The 18,136-nt window shown below is 58.8% G+C and carries 25 protein-coding genes, 1 tRNA gene and 1 other annotated feature; of the genes, 15 read left to right on the top strand and 11 right to left on the bottom strand.

Annotation, left to right across the window (positions count from 1 at the left end):
• From AAC083_RS21810 to AAC083_RS21775, 8 genes are all read right to left on the bottom strand, one after another.
• On the bottom strand, positions 1–573 hold a 573-nt coding region (locus tag AAC083_RS21810), incomplete at its 3' end, for a deoxyribodipyrimidine photo-lyase (protein ID WP_146181761.1).
• Positions 570–1,457 carry a MerR family transcriptional regulator gene (locus tag AAC083_RS21805; RefSeq protein ID WP_108537690.1) on the bottom strand — a complete coding sequence of 296 codons (888 nt, stop codon included), beginning with the start codon at positions 1,455–1,457 and terminating at the stop codon, positions 570–572. The genes AAC083_RS21805 and AAC083_RS21810, both read right to left, overlap by 4 nt.
• Positions 1,458–1,526: 69 nt before the next feature.
• Positions 1,527–2,471 (bottom strand): YbgA family protein, encoded by a 945-nt coding sequence (locus AAC083_RS21800; RefSeq protein ID WP_108537689.1) that lies wholly within the window; start codon positions 2,469–2,471, stop codon positions 1,527–1,529.
• 173 nt (positions 2,472–2,644) lie between these two features.
• Positions 2,645–3,274, bottom strand: a complete 630-nt coding sequence (locus AAC083_RS21795; protein WP_108537688.1) for an outer membrane beta-barrel protein — start codon at positions 3,272–3,274, stop codon at positions 2,645–2,647.
• Between the two features lie 207 nt (positions 3,275–3,481).
• Positions 3,482–4,030 (bottom strand): DUF3157 family protein, encoded by a 549-nt coding sequence (locus AAC083_RS21790; protein WP_108537687.1) that lies wholly within the window; start codon positions 4,028–4,030, stop codon positions 3,482–3,484.
• A 100-nt stretch (positions 4,031–4,130) separates the two neighbouring features.
• Complete coding sequence (locus AAC083_RS21785; RefSeq protein ID WP_108537686.1) at positions 4,131–5,003, bottom strand: hypothetical protein; 873 nt, start codon at positions 5,001–5,003, stop codon at positions 4,131–4,133.
• A gap of 45 nt (positions 5,004–5,048) precedes the next feature.
• On the bottom strand, positions 5,049–5,327 hold the full coding sequence (locus tag AAC083_RS21780) for a DUF6482 family protein (RefSeq protein WP_108537685.1): 279 nt from the start codon (positions 5,325–5,327) through the stop codon (positions 5,049–5,051).
• A 31-nt stretch (positions 5,328–5,358) separates the two neighbouring features.
• Positions 5,359–5,955, bottom strand: coding sequence for an HAD family hydrolase (locus tag AAC083_RS21775; RefSeq protein WP_108537684.1), 597 nt, complete (start codon positions 5,953–5,955; stop codon positions 5,359–5,361).
• A gap of 170 nt (positions 5,956–6,125) precedes the next feature.
• Positions 6,126–6,248 (top strand) — a sequence feature (Phe leader region).
• A gap of 38 nt (positions 6,249–6,286) precedes the next feature.
• Between AAC083_RS21775 and pheA the strand changes: the two genes are divergently transcribed.
• Positions 6,287–7,459, top strand: coding sequence for a prephenate dehydratase (gene pheA / locus AAC083_RS21770; RefSeq protein WP_108537683.1), 1,173 nt, complete (start codon positions 6,287–6,289; stop codon positions 7,457–7,459).
• Between the two features lie 60 nt (positions 7,460–7,519).
• Here the strand turns inward: pheA and AAC083_RS21765 are convergent, their stop codons facing one another.
• Positions 7,520–7,945 (bottom strand): LPP20 family lipoprotein, encoded by a 426-nt coding sequence (locus AAC083_RS21765; protein ID WP_108537682.1) that lies wholly within the window; start codon positions 7,943–7,945, stop codon positions 7,520–7,522.
• A gap of 10 nt (positions 7,946–7,955) precedes the next feature.
• Complete coding sequence (locus AAC083_RS21760) at positions 7,956–8,576, bottom strand: FlgO family outer membrane protein (RefSeq protein WP_108537681.1); 621 nt, start codon at positions 8,574–8,576, stop codon at positions 7,956–7,958.
• A gap of 194 nt (positions 8,577–8,770) precedes the next feature.
• Between AAC083_RS21760 and AAC083_RS21755 the strand changes: the two genes are divergently transcribed.
• The 5 genes from AAC083_RS21755 to AAC083_RS21735 all read left to right on the top strand — a co-directional run bounded on the left by AAC083_RS21755 (position 8,771) and on the right by AAC083_RS21735 (position 13,274).
• On the top strand, positions 8,771–9,925 hold the full coding sequence (locus AAC083_RS21755; RefSeq protein WP_042037054.1) for a flagellar assembly protein FlgT: 1,155 nt from the start codon (positions 8,771–8,773) through the stop codon (positions 9,923–9,925).
• A gap of 50 nt (positions 9,926–9,975) precedes the next feature.
• Positions 9,976–10,052 (top strand) — tRNA-Arg (locus AAC083_RS21750).
• Positions 10,053–10,262: 210 nt separating this feature from the next.
• On the top strand, positions 10,263–11,213 hold the full coding sequence (locus AAC083_RS21745) for a DUF932 domain-containing protein (RefSeq protein ID WP_108537680.1): 951 nt from the start codon (positions 10,263–10,265) through the stop codon (positions 11,211–11,213).
• 94 nt (positions 11,214–11,307) lie between these two features.
• The gene (locus AAC083_RS21740; protein WP_108537679.1) at positions 11,308–12,297 is read left to right on the top strand and encodes a YqaJ viral recombinase family nuclease; all 990 of its coding nucleotides are present in this window, start codon (positions 11,308–11,310) and stop codon (positions 12,295–12,297) included.
• Complete coding sequence (locus AAC083_RS21735; protein WP_108537678.1) at positions 12,294–13,274, top strand: recombination directionality factor; 981 nt, start codon at positions 12,294–12,296, stop codon at positions 13,272–13,274. The genes AAC083_RS21740 and AAC083_RS21735 overlap by 4 nt, the downstream gene beginning before the upstream one ends.
• Before the next feature lie 11 nt (positions 13,275–13,285).
• Here the strand turns inward: AAC083_RS21735 and AAC083_RS21730 are convergent, their stop codons facing one another.
• Complete coding sequence (locus AAC083_RS21730) at positions 13,286–13,636, bottom strand: helix-turn-helix domain-containing protein (RefSeq protein ID WP_108537677.1); 351 nt, start codon at positions 13,634–13,636, stop codon at positions 13,286–13,288.
• Between the two features lie 161 nt (positions 13,637–13,797).
• Between AAC083_RS21730 and AAC083_RS21725 the strand changes: the two genes are divergently transcribed.
• From AAC083_RS21725 to AAC083_RS21685, 9 genes are all read left to right on the top strand, one after another.
• Entirely contained in the window at positions 13,798–14,610 is an 813-nt protein-coding gene (locus AAC083_RS21725) for a hypothetical protein (RefSeq protein ID WP_108537676.1), read from the top strand.
• An 8-nt stretch (positions 14,611–14,618) separates the two neighbouring features.
• Positions 14,619–15,068 (top strand): IrmA family protein, encoded by a 450-nt coding sequence (locus tag AAC083_RS21720; protein ID WP_258224822.1) that lies wholly within the window; start codon positions 14,619–14,621, stop codon positions 15,066–15,068.
• Between the two features lie 88 nt (positions 15,069–15,156).
• Complete coding sequence (locus tag AAC083_RS21715; RefSeq protein WP_108537675.1) at positions 15,157–15,735, top strand: lecithin retinol acyltransferase family protein; 579 nt, start codon at positions 15,157–15,159, stop codon at positions 15,733–15,735.
• 61 nt (positions 15,736–15,796) lie between these two features.
• Entirely contained in the window at positions 15,797–16,222 is a 426-nt protein-coding gene (locus AAC083_RS21710; RefSeq protein ID WP_108537674.1) for a DUF2787 family protein, read from the top strand.
• 10 nt (positions 16,223–16,232) lie between these two features.
• On the top strand, positions 16,233–16,661 hold the full coding sequence (locus AAC083_RS21705) for a hypothetical protein (RefSeq protein ID WP_108537673.1): 429 nt from the start codon (positions 16,233–16,235) through the stop codon (positions 16,659–16,661).
• Positions 16,636–16,938 carry a hypothetical protein gene (locus AAC083_RS21700; protein WP_108537672.1) on the top strand — a complete coding sequence of 101 codons (303 nt, stop codon included), beginning with the start codon at positions 16,636–16,638 and terminating at the stop codon, positions 16,936–16,938. The genes AAC083_RS21705 and AAC083_RS21700 overlap by 26 nt, the downstream gene beginning before the upstream one ends.
• Positions 16,939–17,026: 88 nt before the next feature.
• Positions 17,027–17,524, top strand: coding sequence for a JAB domain-containing protein (locus AAC083_RS21695; RefSeq protein ID WP_108537671.1), 498 nt, complete (start codon positions 17,027–17,029; stop codon positions 17,522–17,524).
• Complete coding sequence (locus AAC083_RS21690) at positions 17,521–17,712, top strand: hypothetical protein (protein ID WP_108537670.1); 192 nt, start codon at positions 17,521–17,523, stop codon at positions 17,710–17,712. Before AAC083_RS21695 ends, AAC083_RS21690 begins: the two co-directional genes overlap by 4 nt.
• A gap of 24 nt (positions 17,713–17,736) precedes the next feature.
• The gene (locus tag AAC083_RS21685; RefSeq protein WP_258224821.1) at positions 17,737–18,105 is read left to right on the top strand and encodes a hypothetical protein; all 369 of its coding nucleotides are present in this window, start codon (positions 17,737–17,739) and stop codon (positions 18,103–18,105) included.
• The last annotated feature ends 31 nt before the right edge of the window (positions 18,106–18,136 follow it).

Here is an 18,136-nt window from a genome sequence, read left to right as displayed (position 1 = left end):
ATCGACACATGCCCTTTCGAGCAGCGGTTGCCACGACAGCGGCTCGCCCCGTGGCGCGGGGGCTCTGTGAATGACGAAGCCATCCTCCTCCAGCGCCTTGAACCAGGCTCGGCTGAAGGGAGTGAACACCTTGAACATCTCCCCTGCGCCTGTCAGCACCCGCCCCGGGGGCAGCACGCAGCAGCCGTTGAACCAGTGGCAACTTATCTCCTGCTCTGCCAGCGCGGCACCGACGTCGCTGTCACGGCGCTGTTCGTCGAGCTCGATGGCCTGATTGGCGTAGAGATGAGTGACACCGAGCTCCCGGGTCAGGGCCGCCAGCGCCGCGGGCAGCTCGGCAAAGATCTCGACCCGCAGCAGATGAAGCTGGATGCCAAGCGCCGCCAGCTCGCGGCCCAGCGCATCGACCTGCGCCAGGATAAAGCGCTGACGGATGGCGGCCATCTTGTGTTGCCGCCACTGGGTCGGGGAGATGACAAACAGGGCGGCTACTTCCCCTGTCTCGGCGCAAGCATGTCGCAAAGCCGGATTGTCGGCGAGGCGCAAATCATTGCGAAACCAGACCAGCTTCATGGGGTCTTACTCCCGCGCACGGCACCGCCACGGGCTGCCGGTTTGTCCAAACTGACTTCAGCCAGAGTGGGCTGCCAACCATGGGCCGCCAGCCAATCCGCGTCATAGAGGCGGCCCAGCTCGCCAAACATGAGAGTGCCCGCCGGCCAGCCAGTGGCCATATCCGGCTTGCCAAGCCCGGCCCCCAGTAACAGCAACCAGGGCGTGGCCGCCCGCCCCTCCAGCAGGGCGAAGTGGCGCGGCTCAACTGCCCCCAGCAGCTGTACCTCATAACCCTGGCCGATCAGCTCATAGGCAGACCAGACCAGATCGAGGGGGCCGACCTGACCCCAGCTTGCGAGGGTAACCGGGCGTCCCTTCTCTTGTTCGATGAGGTGGCGAGCGAAGCGGGTATGAAGCCAGCCCAGCCACACCTGTTGCAGCAGCTCGCCATCGGGCCGCTCACGCCACAGGCCGAGCAACTGCCCAACAAGGGGTTGCAACACCCGGCTGCGCACCAGCTCGAACGGGTAGCTCGCCAGCAGGTCATTCAGTTGCGCCTCCACCTTGCGCTGGTTGAGGGCAAGCACCGACTGACATAGCTGATCCAGGGTCTGCTGCCAGTGATCGCTCACCAGCTGGGATTGGGGTTCGTTCAGCAATCCCTTGACCTGACCTATGCTCACCCCCCGCTCCAGCCAGCGCTGGATCTCGCCTATCTGGCGGATATCCTGCTCGCTGTAGAGGCGATGCCCCTTCTCGGTGCGGGCAGGCTGCACCAGCCCGTAGCGGCGCTGCCAGGCACGCAGGGTGACGGCATTGACGCCGGTGAGGCGGGAGACATCACGAATGGGGTAAATCCCCACATCTGGCAAAGGAGCAACTTCGTGCGGTAAATCAGACATAACTACGTCCATCAAACAGAGGGGTGGATCGCCCCGGTGCACACAGCGCGCCGGGGCAACAGAGCGGGATCAGAGCCCGTAACGCAGCTTGAGCGTATCGGGGTGCGGATTGAGATAGACCTGCTGCGCCAGATAAGGATTGGGGTATTCCCGCAGGTAGTGGCGGATCAGGGTCAACGGCACCAGCAAGGGGAAGATACCGGTGCGGTACTTGTCAATGGTGTCGGCCAGCTCCTGCTTCTGGGACGGGGTCAGTACCCGCTTGAAGTAACCCTGCAGGTGCATCAGCACATTGGTGTGGCTGCGGCGATTGGCCCGCAGGGTCAGGGCCGCCATCAATCCTTTGATGTAATTGTCGGCGACCTGCTGCAGGTTGGCCTTACCGAGGTTGCCCAGCAGCTTGCCAAGGATGCGGTAGTGGGTGGTGGCATGGGAGAGCACCAGATACTTGTAACGGGAGTGAAAGCGGATGAGCGCCGCGGCACTGAGCCCCTGGGCGCAGAGCTGCTGCCAGTCATGGTAGGCGAAGACCCGCAACACGAAGTTTTCTCGCAAAATGGGATCACACAAGCGGCCATCTTCTTCCACCGGTAACAGGGGGTTGGCCTCCATCAACGCCTTGGCAAACAGGCCAATCCCCTCCTTGGCACTCCCCTCGTTGTTGGCGCCATAGATGCGTACCCGCTCCATGCCGCAACTGGGGGACTTGGCGCAGAGGATGTAGCCCGAGATAAAGTCGAGCTGACGGGCCTTCTGCTCGCTGAAGGCGATCAGTTGCTCGGTGACATCGAAGCTCCCGTTGCTCGCCTCGGCGCGGATCTCGCCATGGCGCTTGACCAGCCGGATGGCGGCGCGCGGCGCCCCCAGGCCGATGGCCATCTCGGGACAGACGGGGTGATAATCGAAGTGAGCGCCAAGATCCCGTTCGCAAAAGCTGGAGCGCTTGTGGCCCCCGTCGAACCGTACTTCCTGTCCCAACAGGCAGGCACTGATACCGACTTTAATCTTGTACATGTTGACGCTCCTTGTATAAGCCTGAGTTCAGTTATAGCAGTTATACAAAGAAAAGAAAGTTGTATAACTATTGCGGACTGATACGGCACAAGGGCAAAAACAGGATCACCAGAAATGAAAAAGCCCATGACAGACGTCATGGGCAAGCAATCAAGACACTACGGGAGGGAAGATCAGAAGCTGTACTTCACACCCAGGCTGGAGATGGAACCTTTTTGCAGATCCCAGTTGCGATAGGTGTAGTCGGCGGTGAGGGCCAGGTTCTGGCTCACCTTGTAGGCGGCGCCCACTTTGAAGTCCTGCATGTCGTCGGTCATGTTGGCGTAACGGTAGCCGGTGGAGAGCTCGACAGCGCCAATGTCATAACGCAGGCCCACTTCACCGTACATGCTGCCGCTGTTCTTGCGGGTGATCACATCCCAACCGCTGTCCTTCACGTTGGCAGCCACTTCGCGCTCCATGCTGTAACCCATCAGACCTGCTTCACCGTACAGGTTCAGACCGGTGCTGAGCGGGGTGTAGACACCCAGACCCAGGCTGGAGAGGCCCATGCTGTCGTTGCCATCATTGCGGGAGGTGTATTCGCTGCCCAGACGGCCATAGAAGTTGGAACCGAAGCTCTTGGAGAGATCCAGATTCAGGCCGCCGAAATCGCGGTGGTTGCTGTCTTTTCCGCCGATGTAATCGGACTTGGTGTGTGCCCAGGTCAAGCCGCCCTTGGCATAGCTGAACGCATCCTGTGCCAGAGCGGAAGTAGAAGCGAAACCGGCCAGAACCAGAACAGAAAGTGCAACTTTTTTCATTTTGATGACTCCACGTGTTGAGCTAGTTGAGACCTAGCTGGAATGGAGCCATTGTGCCGAGCAGGCGGGAGAATACCGAGCGGCAAGCTGTTGCTAAATCATGTCAGATGTAAGCAACTGTTGCTGGCGGTTACCGAATTAACAATTGAGCCCAAACAGGCTCAGTCATGGAACCTGTTTGGCAAATGGCATCGGGGTGGCGAGAGCTTAGCGGAACTCCACTTCCTCAATCTCGACTCGCACCAGGGGTTGGCCAGTCAGACCGGCCGGGCGCGGCATCTCGAGCACCAGGGAGGGACGCTGCTGACCCTTGCGCAGATAAGACTCCGGCAGGCGGTTCTCGCCCACCCAGAAACGGGCCTCCTGCCTGGCCAGCTGGGCACCCTGCTCGCTGAACAAGGTGACACTGCCGCGCACCCGCACCACGCTGCGGCTGCCCGTGTTGCTCACCATGAATTGCAGCGACAGGGGATCCGAGCCCTCAATCTTGTCGAGCTTGACGCCGATCCCATCCTTGACCGCCTGGGCCAGCAGATCCGGATTGGTCATCGCCTGCTCGGTCAGCACGGGGACAGCCACCGCACCCGTGACCACGTCACCGCTCGCCGTCGGCTTTATCAGCAGATATTCCCAGGTGAAGTCATCGTTGAGCTGCACCTGGCGGCCATCGGGCAGGGTGACCTGGGTCAGGGGCGCAGCCTGTGCCAGCAAGGGTGACAGACAAAGGGCAACCAGCAAGCGGGACAAAGGTTTCATAGGACTATGGCTCGGCGTCGATGGAAAAGGGCGTCAGTATAAAGAGTCGGCCCCGACTTGCCTATGACCCGACTCACGTTCTTGCCCGCTGCGGCCAGCCTCAGCCAGCCAGCCCCTGCCGCTCCTCCTCCAGCACCATGTCCAGCGTCACCAGATCGAACGCTGTGCTCTTGAGGGCATTGAGGATATCCGGTTGCAAGTCGAATACCTGGGCACGCAGCCGCTGCGGTACGCGCACCCGTGCCAGGGTGGTCGCCTGATCGGAGAGGGTATGAAAGAACACCTGCGCCTCCTCCAGCCCCATGTCAGCCAGCATCTGCTCCGCCATGTCCACCATGCGCAGATGGCGCTTGTCCACCAGTTCGGGATCGGAGAAACGACGGCTCAGGCAGCCGTGGGCACTCTTGCCCCAGCGCCCCAGCTGTCGTTTGTTGAAGCCGTAACGAACGTCCCTGTGGGTCATACCTTGCTTGGCAAACAGCCAGAGGGTGTTGGCCGGCAGGCTACCGAAGCGGCGCAAATACTCCTGCAACTCCTCAACCGGGGCGGGCAGCAGCATGGGTAGATGACTCCAGTCGGTTTCCCGCGCGGTGAGGTGACAGATGTAGCGTACCGGGTCGATCACCTCGTTGAGGTGACGCAGGTGATCGCAGAAGATCATCTCGTCGGTCTTGATGATCCTCTGCTCTATGTCATAGCGCTGACAGTAGCGTTTGGCCCGCGCCACCTCCTTGCGGCTGCGGGTCGGGCTGTCCAGGGTGACGGCCCTGACCCGAACCCCGCTGGCACGGCACAAATCCATGCTGTAGCAGGATTCCAGTCGGCCAGAGAAGGAGACCACCAGTTCGCCGTAGCTGGCCAGGGTCTCGACAAGCAGCTGCTCCCTGGCCTGAAAGGTCTGATCGTATCCTCGATTCAGCACAACTATATTGGCATCCATAATGACAACACCGGATGATAAATTGGCCGCTATTGTGCCGTAACCATCCTGAATAAACCCTTAAAAGAAAAGGTGAAATCAGAATTTAATGACCATCTCCTGCCAATTCCCTTCATTTTCATCCTGTTGCGCATCATAAATCCGCAGTTTCGCCTGATGCACCTGATGCGCCCGCAAAAAGCCCTCCGCCTGCTCCAGAGAGCCAAACGTCAGCCTGCCCCCCTCGCTGTCGGTGAGACACAGCATCTCGCCGTCGACCTCGACACAGAGCTGGTAACCGCTGCCATCCAGGCAGGCGATCAGCAAGCCGGCATCCGGGTAGTGACTCAACCAATTGCGAAACCGGCCATGCTCCATAACGTCTCCTTGAGCATTCCTGACTGTTGGCTCAACCGGGCAGATAGCCCAGCGATAGCAGCTGCTGACGGCAGCTGGGCGCATCGGTAAACACCAGCCCCCCGATCCCCAGCGCCTGCGCGGCGGCCACGTTGGCGGGGCTGTCATCGATAAACAGGCACTCGTCGGCCTTCAGGTCAAACGACACCAGCAGATAGCGATAAATATCCGGCTCCGGTTTCATCATCCGCACCCGCGCCGACACCACCTTGCCGCTGAAGAAGCGCCAGAACGGCTGCTGCTCCAGCCAGTCGATGCTGGCATGACCCATGTTGGAGAGCGCATAGAGCGTATGGCCTGCGCCATGCAACTCGGCTATCAGGGTCAGCATAGCGGGATCCGGCAAGAGCGATGCGGGCACCGCCTGCAAAATGGCAAGATTCTGTGCCGCAGGCAAGCCGGTGCGCTCCTGCGCCTGACGGGCCATGGTGTGCAGCGACAGCGTGCCCCGGTCCACCTCCAGCCAGTCCGGGTGGTTGAACAGCCGCTCCGCCAGCGCCTCAGCATCGTCCGGCCCTCGCACCGAGCTCACTATGCCCACCGGATCCCAGCTCACCACCACCCGTCCCAGATCAAAAATAATCGCCATTGTTACCTCCTCATGATACCTCTGCCGCTGAGCCAACTGCCGCAAGATGGCGCTTGAATGGCCCCGTCGGCACACGCAAATACCCTGCCCCGTTCGCCTCCCACGGGCAAGTTTTACTTGCATCCCACGCCCAAATCCCTTAATGGTTATGACGATATTTTCAGGACAAGACCCATGCACGCACCATTCTTCTTTGCTTTCTCGTTTATCCGGCCCACATGAGGGAAGGCCCTGTCGTCGCATGAACAGAAAGCAAAGACGAATCGAGCCTCCCCTAGCGGAGGCTTTTTTTTGCAGCTACCACACTCGATTATTTGGATAGGGAACCACAATGGCTACGCTCGACGAGATCAGACAAGACATCACCCGGTTGGATCAGGAGCTGCTTGCCCTGCTGGCCAAGCGCAAGACCCTCAGCATAGAGGTTGCCCGTGCCAAGCAGGCCAATCCACGTCCCATCCGCGACACCCAGCGCGAGCAGGACCTGCTGGTCGCCCTGATCCAGCAGGGCCGACTGCTGGGGCTGGATGCTCAGTACATCACCCGCATCTATCACACCATCATCGAAGATTCCGTGCTCTCCCAGCAGGCCTATTTGCAGAGCCTGCTCAACCCGGAACAGCAGGAACCCATGACCAGCGTCGCCTATCTGGGGCCGCGCGGTTCCTACTCTAGCCTGGCCGCCCGCAAGTATCTGGCCCGTTACAAGGATCAAGTGATAGAGGTGAACTGCCAGAACTTTCGCGAGGTGCTGGATACGGTGGAATCGGGTCGCGCCGCCTTTGGCGTGCTGCCCATAGAAAACACCAGCTCTGGCTCCATCAACGAGGTGTATGACGTGATGCAGCACACCAGCCTCTCCATCGTCGGTGAGCTGACCTACCCCATAGAGCACTGCATTCTCACCGCAGTACCTACCGAGCTTGGCCGCATCAAGACCTTCTACGCCCACCCCCAGGTGTTCCAGCAGTGTTCCCACTACCTGAGCAAGCTGGAAGGGGCACGCCACGAGATCTGCGACTCCTCCTCCAGCGCCATGATGAAGGTCAGGGAGCTGGCAAGCCCGGAAGCGGCGGCAATTGGCAGCGCGGCTGGCGGTGAGCTGTACGGACTGGACGTGCTGGCCGAGCAGCTCGCCAACCAGAAAGAGAACTACAGCCGCTTCATCGTAGTGGCACGCAAGCCCATCGACGTGGCGCCACAAATTCCGGCCAAGACCACCCTCATCATGTCCACCTCACAGAAGCCCGGCTCCCTGGTGGAGGCGCTGCTGGTGCTGCGCAACAACGAGATCAACATGACCAAGCTGGAATCCAGACCGGTACAGGGCAACCCCTGGGAGGAGATGTTCTATCTGGATGTTTCCGCCAACCTGCAGACCCCGGCCATGCAGGTCGCGCTGATGGAGCTGACCAAGATCACCCGCTACATCAAGGTGCTGGGCTGCTACCCGAGCGAAGATGTCAAGCCGACGACTGTGCCGCCGGTACTCATGGGCAACTGACCATTTTTGCCAACAAAAAAGGCGAACATCATGTTCGCCTTTTGTTTTTCTGCCTCGCCGTCAGAACTGACCGGCCATCAACTGGTTGATGTTGTAGAGGGCTCGGGTATCGAGCTCCATCTCGGTGGCATAGGTATTACCACGGGGATAGGAGGCCACCACCCGGGCACCACGCACCATGCCGGCCACAGACACATCCAGCGAGTTGGAGACCTGGGTCAGGTCCTTGTAGCTGCTCTGGCCCCGCACTTGCTGGCCATTGAGCTGTTCAGCCAGCTCGCGATAGGCATCCATCTTGGAAGCGCGGATCGCCTGCAGCATCTTCTCCGACTGGGAGGGACCGGGCTGAATGTCGATCACCGCATACCCCACCGCCTTGAGCATCGGAAAATCATCGGGCCTGCCACCCTGGGTGTAATCCACTACCCGGTTACCACTGCAACCGGTGAGCAAGAGTGCCAGCAGGCAACCAAACAAGATCTTCATGACTCGCTCCTTAAGGTGTCAGGTTGACCAGATGACCGCCCGGTCTAGCCTGACTGTCACGGATCAGAAAACCGCGATTAATCGATGCTCGCCCGAAAGAGTTGTTGGCACCGGACAGAAATTGTGGCGGGATCAGGCTCTGGGCCGTGGTCTCTACCATCTTGGTACGCATGTCGATAATCCGGGCGTTGACCAGGACCCCATTGCTGTTGCGGCTGAACGTACCGGTCAGGACGCGGGAGATGGGCAGCCGGGGGGCGAGATCCCGATGGTTGCGGCTCATCACGAAGTCACCATGCGGGGTCACCCTGATGCTGCCGGTCATCTTGAAATCCACCACGACTTCCCCACGCCGGTTCAGCTCGTGGATAAAACTTTCCCCGATCTGCTGCCCCATCCAGTTGGTGTCCTGCAGGGTATCGAGATCGACGAAGGAAGCGACGGCAATGGGCTCGGTCAGGGTCGTGAGCGACTTGCGCTCCATCAGCTGATCGGTCATGCGCGCCACCAGCCAATTGAGCTCCATCCCATGAATGGCCTGGCGAGGGTCACCTATATTCCGGTTGATGGGGTCGGAACCACAGCTGGTCAGCGCCAGCACAAGGGCCAACGCCGTGATGAGTTTGTTCATGGATACCTTTCCTGTATCTGCACCTGATTCGTTATCGGTTCAGCGGGCCAAAGCTTGAGTCGGGAATGAGGCATGGATCTTGCTAATTATTTGCAGTGTGCTGTGCAACTGGCACGGTTCTGTGGTCTGTATCGGCCGGCGCCATCACTTCGACAGGGGTGAAAGCCCCGACCCGCATATTCAAGGTGTTTGTCATGAAATTACCGCTGCTGTTAACCCTGCTGCTGGCCAGCCTGTCGGTCCGGGCAGAGCTTATCGAAGCCCAGGGCAGTGCCGCCATCCTGGGGGGCGACGAGGTCTATGCCCGCGAGCAAGCCACCCGCGATGCCCTGCGCCAGGCCCTGCTGGCGAGCGGCGCAGCTGTCTCCAGCACCCAGCGTCTGGAGAACGGCAGCCTTCGCTCCGAACAGATCCAGATCCGTTCCGGCGGCGACATCCGCCAGTACCGGCTCAAGCGGGAAGAGGTGCGCAACGGCCGCATGTACATCACGCTACAGGCCGATATCCAAGCCGAACGCCAGATCTGCCAGACCCAGCACTACGCCAAGAATTTGACACTGGTCAGGCTGCGGCTTCGCTACCCGGACCAGGCGAGCTACGGTGCCCTCGACGACATGCCAGCCAGCCTGTCCCGTCGCATGTTCGAGGCCCTGGCCAACGCGCCGCAAGGGGTAGCCGCGCGCCAATGGCTGGACGAAAATCTGCGCATAGACCCGCTCCACCTGCAACAGGGTGATCGCAGCCCTCTTGAGGAGATCAAGGCCCTGAGCCTTATCACCGACAGCCAGTATCTGGTGCTCGGCAGCATAGATGACCTCTCCATTGAGCCGCAGGGCGGCCAGCTGACACGCTGGTACGAAGACCCCATCCGTAACTTTCGTATGCAGCTCTACCTGTTCGACGGCATCAGCGGCAGCCTGCTCAGTCGCAAGGAGTATCAGGGCCGCGCCAACTGGACCTTCGGCAAGCGGGATCAGATAGGCACCAGAGGCGGCCAGTTCTGGCAGTCCAGCTATGGCCAGGAGGTCAACTATCAGTTGCAAGAGGCGGTACAGGATCTGGTGGCCCAGCTCAACTGCGCCCCGGTCACAGCCCGGGTGATAGGCCAGAACGAGCGTGGCCCACACATCAATCTGGGTCGGCGCAACGGCGTCAAGCTCGGGGATCAGTTTCGCATCCAGCACCGCGCCGACTTCATCGACTCCTATGGCAAGTCACGTATGATGCGCAACCCGGCAGACGGCCTGTTCGAGGTGGTACAGGTATTCGAGGACGGCGCCATCATCAGCACTCGGAACAAATATTCGCCATTTAACATCCAAATCGGTGATTTGGCAGTATTGGAATAAGAATCAAGGGTTTAAAAGGGAGCGGCTTCTTGTATAATGCCCGCCACAAGGCTCCCGTAGCTCAGTAGGATAGAGCGGTCCCCTCCTAAGGGACAGGCCACTGGTTCGACTCCAGTCGGGAGCACCATATAAAACAAGGGGTTAGCATCTTCATGGCGCTAACCCCTTGGTCGTTTTTGGCTTGGGGTACCACACGGGGTACCACAGCGCACATTACATAGATAGAAACCCTGCAATGTAAATAAGTCTTATTTCAATTAAAATCAGATATATATTATCTCCATGAACCTACCCAAGGGACTGCTCTGTGCAGTCCCTTTTTCATTGGAGATCTCTCATGGCTCACCTTATCGATACGATGGCCTACACCGGTCAAACGCCCTGGCATGGCCTTGGCAATGTCTTGCCCCCGCAACAGTCCCTCGATATCTGGCTACAGGCAGCCGGGATGGATTGGACTATCGAGCAGAGCGACGTGATGTTTAACATCGCCTCTGACGCGCTGCATATCCGCCCCTACAGCGACAGCAAGGTGCTTTATCGCTCCGATACCCTCGCCCCCCTGTCGGTAGTCTCTCAGCGCTACAACGTGGTACAGCCTCACGAGGTACTGCACTTCTATCAAGATCTGGTAGAAGCCGGTGGCTTTGAGCTGGAGACCGCAGGCTCGCTTAAAGGCGGCCGCAAGCTGTGGGCGCTGGCCAAAACCGGTCAGGACCTCAAGCTAGCAGGCAATGACTTGGTAAAGTCCTATCTGTTGCTGGCGACCAGCTGCGACGGCACGCTCTGCACCACGGCGCAGTTCACCTCGCTGCGGGTAGTATGCAACAGCACCCTGCAGATGGCACTGCGCGGTGCTTCCGGCGCCATCAAGGTGCCTCACTCCACTCAGTTCGATGCTGCTGCCGTCAAAGAGTCGCTCGGACTGGGGATCTCCCATTGGGATGAGTTCAAAATCCAGACCAAGGCACTAGCACAACGGCCCGTGGCCCCCGAAGAGGCGCTGCGCTTTTTCAGCGACCTGTTGGCGCAACCGCTCGATGGGGAGAACATCATTCTCACCAAGCCGTTACAACGGCTGCATATGCTCTATCAGGGCGCAGGAATGGGCTCAGAGCTTGCCAGCTCCCGCAATACCGCCTGGGGACTGGTTAATGCGGTCACCGAATACGTGGATCACCACCGCCGTGCTCGCAGCCAGGATCACCGGCTCGATTCCGCCTGGTTTGGTCAGGGTGCCCAACTCAAATCCCAAGCCCTGAATCAGGCACTCACTCTGCTGCAGTAATTCCTCGTCCCCATTCAAACCACATAACGACCTCACCCGGACTGGCGCAAGCCAATCCGGGCGTCGCCATTTATGCCGTCAACAAGGAGTCGTCATGAAAGCAAAAGCCAAATATGGCCAGGCCCTGCGGCTGGCCTCTACTACCCAGTTAACCCGCGAGCAATGGCTCGCTATCCGCAAACTCGGCATTGGCTCCTCCGATGCCGCCGTGGCAGTGGGGCTATCCCCCTACAAATGCCCGCTCAGTCTGTGGCTGGAGAAGACCGGTCGTAAGGAGCCGCAAGATATCTCCCACAAAGAAGCGGTGCTGTGGGGCATTGAGCTGGAACCTGTGTTGGCACAGGTCTATGCCAAACGCACTGGCTTTCGTGTACGCCGGGTCAATGCAGTACTGCAACACCCCGAGCATCCCTTCATGCTCGCCAACCTCGACCGGGAAGTAGTCGGCCATCCCGATGGACCGGGCATTCTGGAGATCAAGACCGCCAGTTATCACAGTGCCCCCCAGTGGGAGGAAGGGGTGCCGGTGGCTTACCAGTGTCAGGTACTCCATCAACTGGCCGTCACCGGTCATGCCTGGGCTGAGGTGGCAGTGCTGATCGGCGGCCAGGATTTTCGGATTTACCGCATTGAGCGTGACGAAGAGAAGATCCAGGATCTCACCGAGCGGGAAACGCAGTTCTGGCAGATGGTGCGACAAGACCAGCAGCCCGAGCCTGACGGTTCCAGCGATGCCGCCAATGCCCTGAGTTGGCTCTTCCCTCGTGATGATGGCCAGACGGTGGATCTCTCCGATTCCCCCGAGTTCAACCAGCTGTTTGGGGAGCTACTGCGATTGCGTCAGCAAAAGGAAGCGATCGAGCAGCAGGAGTCACAACTCAAGCAGCGGCTGCAAGCCACCTTGGGTGAAGCGACAGCCGGGCTGTTTACCGACGGCAAGATCACCTGGAAGCGCAGCAAAGACCGGCTGGCACCGGATCTGGATAAGCTCGGACAGGATCATCCCGACCTGCTCACCCGTTACGTCAAACCGGTGCCCGGCGTGCGCCGTTTCACCATTCAACCCTTGAGACAAACACCATGATTAAAGGACTGGCGATCACCCCGCCCGTGATCGGGCGGATCTGCATCGGCAAGCTAGTGCAAAAACAGGATAAGTGGGTACCGGAAAAAGACGACAGCTTCACCCTCACCACCCAGGTACAACAAAAGGGGGGATGGCTGCTCCATCCCCTGCACCAACACTACTCATCGCAAAAGAGTGGCCAAGGGCAGGAGCAGACCAAGATCCGCGCCATTCCGGTGCGAGTGCTGTTCAACGACAGCGACCTGAACCTACGGGCGGAATACAGCGCGTTTGACCGGCAAACCGGCAGACCGCTCTGTGTCGGGAATGGGGAGGTGGCAAGACGCGTTGGGACACAAGGCACAGAGGAAGTCAGCTGCCCTGGACCAGAGCGCTGCGCCTTTGCAGGGCAACAGGGCTGCAAACTGTACGGGCGACTGAACCTGTTTGTGGAGGGGCAAGGGGATGAGCTGGGCAGCTTTATCTTCCGCACCACCGGCTACAACTCGGTGCGCACTCTGGCGGCCCGGCTCAAGTACCTGGAGGCTGTGAGCGGTGGCCATACCCGCTATCTGCCACTCACCCTGCGGCTGCGAGCCAAGAGCACTACCCAGTCCTACCGCACACCGGTCTACTACGTGGATTTAACCTTGCGGGAAGAGACCAACCTGACCGAGGCAGTCAGACAGGCTCAGGAGGAGGCCCAGCGTGACCAAGAGGCGGGGCTCGCCATCGACAATATGGAGCAGGCCGCTCGTGACTTGCTGCGTAATGGCCAGTTTGAGGATATCGATGAAGAGGTGCCGATGTTGCTGGAGGAGTTCTATCCCGAAGCAAACAGCGACGATACGGCGAATGGAAACGTAGGGACAGTGGAGGTTGCCTCGCATAACGCACCGCAAAGCCAAGCAACCAGAACGCCACAGAGGCCACAACCAAGAAGGAGTCCACTCACCAACAAATTGGGGAAAGGGAGCCCATCCTCTCCCCAGTGAATGGCGTGTGATCAGCGGGGACGCGCCAACCGCTCCACCAACCGTTCTACTGTTTCCAGCAACAGGGTCCGGTCAGCATCATCGAGCCGGGCCAGTTGCTGGCTCAGCACAATGCCCTGCTCGGTCGGGCGGTTGCTGGTCTCGCGCAGAAAGTCCGCCAGCTCACAACCAAACAGTTGAGCAAGCTCCGCTAACCGCACCACGGTAGGCACCACAATTCCGCGCTCCATCCGCGAGATGGCTTCCATCCCGATATTGAGGTGTTCAGCCACCTGCTCCTGGGTAAAGCCTGCCCGGTTGCGCTGACGCCCAATCGCCTTACCTACGCTCTTGGCTAACTGTCCAACGTTGATATCTGTCATAAGTCCTCCCGTCAACCCTTATGGTTGGGGGTAGACCCGTTGACATGAAGAACCGCAAAAGGCGAACATCAACCCAATAGGTTGTTATTGGGCGTTTTTTGCCTGCCTGACCTGTATAGGGTTATCCCCTTCTCTATGACTTACTACCAACAGGAGTTCTCATGAAACAGCTCGTTCCATTGCTCACCCTGGCACTCACTGCACCGAGCGCCATGGCAAGCAGCCCCAATGACATCTGGTCTTATCAAGACAGTGATGGCATCACGCTGGCTCAGTCATGCAACAACAAAAGCACCTGTGAGCCGCTCTACAAAAACCGCCACTATGTCGCCCTGGTCAATAACCGCTCCCAAACGGGCTGTGCCATCGGTGACCTGTTCGTTGCTGAACACGCCAGTCGCAGCTTTAAAAAGCTCGATACCGGCACCTGCAGCACCTCGGCCAGTATCGAGGTCAATACCTACAATCGACTGAACAACGTCGATGTCATGATCGGTGACCGACTCATCAAGCGTTATCCGTTAGATGCTTGGATGTATCACGAAGAACGTAAGGAGGGTAAGGTTGCATCCTGGAAAAAGGCAGAAGAGAACGCAAAAAAACAACCTGTGTCGATTGAAGAGCCTGTAGGACATGCCGAATGGCAAATGAGTAACCAAGGCACCCAATACGACCTATTCCAAGGCGTGAATCTGTTAACGCTTAAGTGCTCTCGTAAATTTGAAACCTCAGATGGGCGCTCCACCTCAAGCCTGGTACACACCAATGGCAAAGGTAGCCAATTTGTCGATGCCATTGAGGTCGATGGCAAGCGCCTCTCCGCGAAGGTAACCAATCAGGCGCAATGGACTGACCTTGTCAGCACCCTCTTGGCCGCATCCAAAGTCACAGCTTATAAAGACGAGACTGCCGTCGCGATATGGAAGATGAAGCCCGTTCAGCTTCAAACACCGTGTGAATATTACCGGGGGTAATCAACCAAATGATAACTATCAAGAACACGCTATTGACTACCGTTGTTGCCGCACTGTTCTGTACAACCGTCAGCCATGCAGAAGATCAGCGCTATCTCGCTATCCAGCACACTGACACCGTCTACGCCAACCAAGGCGTCTGCGCCTACCATTTCTCTCTCGATAGTGGGGGAGCGGATGAGTTTGGGCGGCTGTACATCACGCTGCAATTCAATGACAAGAAGGGCAAAGCGCTGGCCGAATCAACTCTGGAGGTTGAATCGTTCGGCGGGAGCTCAGCCACTCGCTATGGCGGTGGCTTTACGGAGGTTGACTGCGGGCAGGTAGAGCAGGCCAAGTCCATCGCTATCATTCAGGCGACCGAGGTGCTCGCTCACAACGAAGTCACCCGACTGCCAGTTTCGACCTTCACCCCTGAGTTTCATCAACCACTGAAGATCACCGTGGGCGGCAAGTAGCCCACTCAGAAAAAAATAAAGCCAAAGGGCGTCACCGTGATGGTGACGCCCTTTTTCATTTCCAACTCTTGATGAGGATCATCATCCCATGACACGACATTTCATTATTGGCGATCACTTGGTAACACCACAGCCTGAAGGCCATCATCATGGCCTCTTTGTTGGCCATGACCAGGTCATTCACTGTCTACCATCCCTTGCCGGAGAGCACTCAGGCCAACTGGCGCTGACCTCCCTGGCTGAATTCAGCCAACACTGCACCATTGAGGTCAAGCCCCATACCCAACGCCTTTTCAGCCGAGAGGAAAGCCTGACACGGGCCTACGCCCGACTGAGTGAAGGTGAGCAAGGCCAACCGTTTGCTAGCAGCGAGCGGTTTGTCACCTGGTGCATTGAAGGGGTTCAGCATCCCCCCAAGCTGCTGCAGACCGCTGTAGCAACGGTGGTGGCAGCCGAAGTGGCTCGCCATACGCTGGGTAAAGCGGCCACCAGTGCAACGGCAGGGCTTGCTGCCAGCACGCTGGCCACGACTGCTGGCGGTAGTGGCGCCGCAGCAACGGTAGTGTCGGTGACCGGTATTGTTTCAGCCCCGCTGTTAGCCCCCCTTGCCGTGGGCGCCGTTGCAGTCTATGGCGTCAGCAAACTGTGGGATTGGTTAAACGACTGACCCATCACTTCAAAGCAAAACGCAGGGGTGCTCTCCTGCTTGAACTCAATGAGGAAACACCATGACCATTCCCTTTTTCCGGGACGGCTTTGCCCTGCCCGTTGCCCAAGCATTACTTGCGCTACTCAATCAGGAGGTCGCCAATACAGGCCTCGACCAAGAGCGTCTGACTCAACTGACCTTCAACTTTCGCAGCCCCGGCTACAGCGCCGAAACGGGTGGCGTCCATCCGGTAGAGCTGCGGCTTATTCGGGGATTGCACGGCTGGGTCTTCGATTACATCACCGACTTCAGCTACCAGGGATTGGGCCAGGATGCGGAGCTCTGCAAGGAGCTCGACTTCAACCTCTCTTGCGATGAGCACTATCTGCAGGGCTGGGGGCCACTGCCCGGCGTGGAAGCACAAGAACTGTTTGCTCTGTGGCAGAGCAATTTCATTAGCTACGCCCAGTTGGGGTATTTCACCGTCACGGTCAGCGGGGATTAGGAGGTGTGTGATGACTAACGAGCTGCCGCTCTCCCACACCTCACGCCAGTGGCTGGGGCTGGTCGCGGCCAAAGCCAAGCTGCAGCCAACTCGCCAGGGCGAGCGCTGGTTGCTGCACCTGACTCCTGGTAGCCCAAACACCCGCTCCGTCACGCTGCACTTACGTTGGTCTGGCGTGCAGTGGCAACTGCTCTCCCTCACCAATGCCGAGGACTGGCGCACCATGAGCCAACCCGTGGATGAAATCTGTGTGGACCCCAAGCACCAGTGTTTCTGGCGCTGCCAAGCAGGGCCCGTCCCGCACTCTGAGCAGCCCAGAGTGCTGGGAAGCTTTCTGAGCGACCTGCAGCGTACCTGCATCCATCACGGCTATCGTGTGGAGAGTGACCCCTTACCCCAAGAGGAGGCACAAGATGCCAAAGCAACCGGTAGCCGTTGAACTTGAAGCCATCAATCGTAATGGCGAGACGCAGGTGGTACGTGACAGTGGCCTGACCGTGCACGGCTACAGCGTCTACCTGCGGGCGGTAGAGGCCAGTGGGTTGGCGCTGGCCACCTGGGTAGCAGACTACGACGCCATTGGCCCTGCCTATGAACTGGCAGAACGGCTGAGTGTGGCACTCGCTATCCCGCTCAACGTACTGGTACCCGGATCGCTGATGCCGGTGAAACATGAACCCGCAGCCAAAGCAGGCCCCATCACGACGGCCAGCTGAACTACCCTCACAATGAACCAACAACCTCTCTGCATTTAGCCCCGGTATGCCTCGCGCTGCCGGGGTCTTTCTTTTTCAGGAGACCACCATGCATTACCACAAACTCAAAGCCGGGGAATGCCCCGGCACTTATGTCGTTACCGAACCGGTGACCGAGCAAGACCTGCTACGTATCGCCAATCAGATTGCCCGCAAGCGTCTGGCCAAAGGCAATGCCATTACCAGCACCTCGGAGGCCGCCCAGCGGCTGCAAACCTTACTGCAAGACCGGGATCACGAAGTGTTTGGCGCACTGTTCCTCGACTTCCAACATCGCGTACTGGCTTTTGAGGAGCTGTTTCGCGGCACTCTCGATAGCGCCAGCATCTACCCACGGGAAGTGGTCAAGCGGTCCTTGTTACTCAACTGTGGGGCCATCATCGCGGTGCACAATCACCCCAGCGGCGACCCCGAACCTAGCCACTCAGACCGGGTCTTTACCCAGGCCCTCAAAGAGGCCTTGGCACTGGTCGATGTCCGCCAGCTCGACCACCTGGTGGTCGGCGCTGAGGGTGTAGTCTCGCTGGCCGAGCGAGGCCTGCTATGAACGTTCCCCCTGGCAAATCACACCTCACCGTCCTCGATATCCTCATCGAATTACGTTGCTGGCTGGCAGACAACGTCCAGATGCAGGCAGCGCCCGCTATCGTCGCTCACCTGCCCAACGGTTACCAACTCACCCAGGCCGACTGTGTCGAAGCCATTGATGCGCTGTTGCATCAGTTGCGGCACTAATCAGGCCAAGAAGGGACAAACACTGTGCGATTACCTAACCCCTATTCCCTTGAGGAAACCCTGGGCAAGCTGCGCCATAGCCTGGCAGCAGCCAGCAACCAAGGGGTGCTGGCGTTGTTGGAGCAAGCAGTCACCAAGGCTCGTGATGACAGGGTATATGCCAAGCAGTTTGAAGAGACCTTGCTGCAGGGCTCCACCGTAGAGATACGCGAGTGTCTCAGCTGCTTTGGTGACTACTTCGAACGCTCCCTAGACGCACCGCCCTATTACCCGCACCACGATGCCGTCAACGGCATTGATTCCATGCTCTACGCCATCCTGTTCGCTCTGGCTCACCCAGACGCAGAGCCCGCCAACATCCCCAAACCCGGATCATCTGGTCCAACACCATGATCTGGATATGCCGACACAACCCACAGGGCCA

The organism is Aeromonas sp. HMWF014, from assembly GCF_963878295.1.
Taxonomy (GTDB): domain Bacteria; phylum Pseudomonadota; class Gammaproteobacteria; order Enterobacterales; family Aeromonadaceae; genus Aeromonas; species Aeromonas popoffii.
This window is presented reverse-complemented; position numbering and strand designations above follow the sequence as displayed.